Below are 2,965 nucleotides of genomic sequence, written 5' to 3' on the forward strand. Positions count from 1 at the left end.
CGGGACCAGCCGGACATGCCATAGGCATCCGCGGCCTCGATATCGCCCTTGGGGATCGAGCGCAGGGCGCCATAGAAGATCTCGCCCGAATAGGCGGCGGTATTCAAAAACAGCACGATCAGCGCCCCCAGCCAGGCCGAGGTGAAGGCGTCGAACATCGGGTAGGGTTTCTTCAGCGACAGGAAGAAGAAATAGGCAAAGAAGAACTGAATAAACAGCGGCGAGCCCCGGAACAGGAAGATGAACCACTCGGACGGTTTGCGCAGCCACTTGTTCGAAGATGCCTTGCCCATCGCCAGAGCGGTGGCCAGGAAGAACCCCGTGACCATTGCCATGATGCCGAAATAGATATTCCAGATCATGCCCGAGCCGATCAGGGTAAAATGCTCGCACAAGGTAAAGTCGGTCTTGGGCAGCAGGCGTTCGCCGAAGCCCAGCGACCGCAGGCCATAATCCTGAATGGTTTGGAGGCAGCTCATGCGGTGGTCTCCTTGCGCAAAAGCTCTCCGCCGGAGGTGGCCTGACCGTGGGACAGGCGGCGCATCAGTTTCTCAAGCCCAAGCTCTGAGACACGGGTCATGCCCAGATAAAAGAGCAGCAGGACGAGGAAATACCACATGCGCCAGTCGCCATGCGGATAGTCGGTAAAGCGGGACGTCTTGGTGCCGCCCAGCTCGCGCGCCCAATAGACGATATCTTCGATCCCCAGCAAAAACAGCAGCGGCGTGGCCTTGATCAGCACCATCCACAGGTTGGACAGGCCGGGCAGGGCATAGACCCACATTTGCGGTACGAGGATTTTCCAGAACGTCTGGCGGCGGTTCATGCCATAGGCTTCGGCCGTTTCCAGCTGCGCATGCGGCACCGCGCGCATCCCGCCGAACAGGACGTTGGCGGCAAAGGCACCGAAGACGATGGAAAAGGTGATGACGGCGAGGAAAAAGCCATAGGTTTCATGTGCCCATTCCGGGGCTGAGCCCAGGGGCAGTTTTGCCTGCTGGCAGACGATGAAATCGCTGCCCTGACGGATCGGGTCGGTCCAGCCGGGGCACAGCACCTTGTGCCTGATCCATTCGAACCCCTGATCCAGCGCGATCACGAAGAACAGGAAAAACGCGATATCGGGCACGCCGCGCACGATGGCGATATAGCCCTTGCCCAGCCAGCTGACCGGCGGGATATGCGATCGCGCCGCCATCGCGCCGCCAAAACCAAAGCTCAGGGCCACCGGGGCGGTGATCGCCAGCAGGACCAGCACCTTGAGGAACGACAGGTAGAACGACCAGTGGACGCCATTGGTCAGATAACACGAGAACCAGCGGACCGTGCCCAGCGTATCGGGATCAGAGCAGTAAGAGAACATTTCAAAGCCTGCGAGGCTGCGGTGCCATGCACATGAACAAAGCCGGGCCCGCCATCACAATGGCGGGCCCGGGGATCAGTGTCGGATCAGTATCTGGGGGCGTCTTCGCCGAACCACTTGACGATCATCTCGTTCAGCGAGCCATCGTCCTTCATCGACGTGATCGCGTCGTTGAACTTGCCCTGCAGCTCGCCATCCGACTCGCGCAGGCCCAGTCCGACGCCGTCACCCAGCGGGATGTCTTCGCCCACGATGACAAGCTCACCCCCCGATTCCTCGACGATCGGGAGCAGGTAGTCTTTGTCTGCAAAGACGGCGTCCGCCTCACCGTTGCGCACCGCGGCGATGGTTTCCTCGGGGGTTGCAAATTCCACCAGCGTTGCGCCGCTATTGGCGACGTAAGAAGCCTGCGTGGTCGAGGTCTGGGTCGCGATCACACCGCCGGCAGTGTCGACATCCGCCGAGGTCGCAACAAAGACCGATGCGGTCGGAGGCAGGTAGTTTTGCGTGAAATCAATCACTTCGTCACGTTCATCGGTGATGGACATGCCCGCCATGATGGTATCGTAATTGCCCGAAGTCAGGTTCGGAATGATCGAATCCCAATCATTCTTGACCCATTCGCAGTCCAGACTTGCGCGCTTGCACAGCTCATCGCCCAGCTCGCGCTCGAACCCGTCAACCTCACCGGCATCGTTGATGAAGTTGTACGGAGGATAGGCGCCCTCGGTGCCCATGCGCACGGTGTCGGCCATGGCGATACCGGCGGTCAGCGCCAGTGCTGCGGTGGTCAGAATCAGGTTTTTCATTTGTAACTCCCCTTTATTGGTTCTGTCCGTGATTATGCCGCCTGAGTGGCGGAGAGAAAGCCCTGAAGCCGTTCGGATTCAGGGGTAGTAAAGATGTCTTCGGGCGTACCCTCTTCTTCGATCAGGCCCTGATGCAGGAATACGACATGGCTGGAAATATCCGCCGCCATCTTCATGTCATGGGTCACGATGATCATAGTGCGCCCCTCGGCGGCCAGATCCTTGATCACCTTGATCACTTCCTGTTCCAGTTCCGGATCCAGCGCCGAGGTGGGTTCATCAAACAGCAGCGCCTGCGGTTCCATGCAAAGCCCGCGTGCGATTGCCGCGCGCTGTTGTTGACCACCCGAAAGCTGCGCCGGGTAGACGTCGCATTTGTCGCCGATGCCCACCTTTTCCAGATATCTGCGCGCGCTGTCCTCGACCTCGGCCCGGTCGCGGCCCAGAACGGTGACCGGAGCCTCCATCACATTCTGCAGGATGGTCAAATGCGCCCAGAGATTGAATTGCTGAAACACCATCGACAGGTTGGTTCGGATGCGCAGAACTTGTTTGGGATCAGACGGACGACGCCCGTGCCCCTCACCAGACCAGCGCACCGGCTCTCCCTTGAACAAAATCTCGCCCTGCTGGCTGTCTTCCAGCAGATTGCAGCACCGCAGCAATGTCGACTTGCCAGACCCAGAAGACCCGATCAGCGAAACAACATCCCCCCGATGCGCGGTAATATCCACACCCTTGAGAACCTCAAGGCGGCCAAAACTTTTGTGAAGGTTATTGATCTCAATGACGG

The 2,965-nt window shown here is 59.2% G+C and carries 4 protein-coding genes; all 4 read right to left on the reverse strand.

The features are described 5' to 3' along the window. Positions 1-479 (reverse strand): ABC transporter permease subunit (locus tag Q1B46_RS22050; protein ID WP_299952041.1); only part of this gene is annotated, 479 nt, incomplete at its 3' end. After that, positions 476-1,363 (reverse strand): ABC transporter permease subunit, encoded by an 888-nt coding sequence (locus Q1B46_RS22055; protein ID WP_299952043.1) that lies wholly within the window; start codon positions 1,361-1,363, stop codon positions 476-478. The genes Q1B46_RS22055 and Q1B46_RS22050, both read right to left, overlap by 4 nt. Positions 1,364-1,449: 86 nt before the next feature. After that, positions 1,450-2,172 carry a transporter substrate-binding domain-containing protein gene (locus tag Q1B46_RS22060; RefSeq protein WP_299952045.1) on the reverse strand — a complete coding sequence of 241 codons (723 nt, stop codon included), beginning with the start codon at positions 2,170-2,172 and terminating at the stop codon, positions 1,450-1,452. A gap of 32 nt (positions 2,173-2,204) precedes the next feature. After that, the coding region (locus Q1B46_RS22065; protein WP_299952047.1) for an amino acid ABC transporter ATP-binding protein at positions 2,205-2,965 on the reverse strand (761 nt) is incomplete at its 5' end.

Origin of the sequence: uncultured Ruegeria sp. (assembly GCF_947500045.1) — a bacterium.
Lineage (GTDB): Bacteria > Pseudomonadota > Alphaproteobacteria > Rhodobacterales > Rhodobacteraceae > Ruegeria.

Coding starts and splice junctions, on each gene's coding strand:
- Q1B46_RS22055 (WP_299952043.1), bottom strand. CDS start 1,363: ATGTTCTCTTACTGCTCTGATCCCGATACGCTGGGCACGGTCCGCTGG.
- Q1B46_RS22060 (WP_299952045.1), bottom strand. CDS start 2,172: ATGAAAAACCTGATTCTGACCACCGCAGCACTGGCGCTGACCGCCGGT.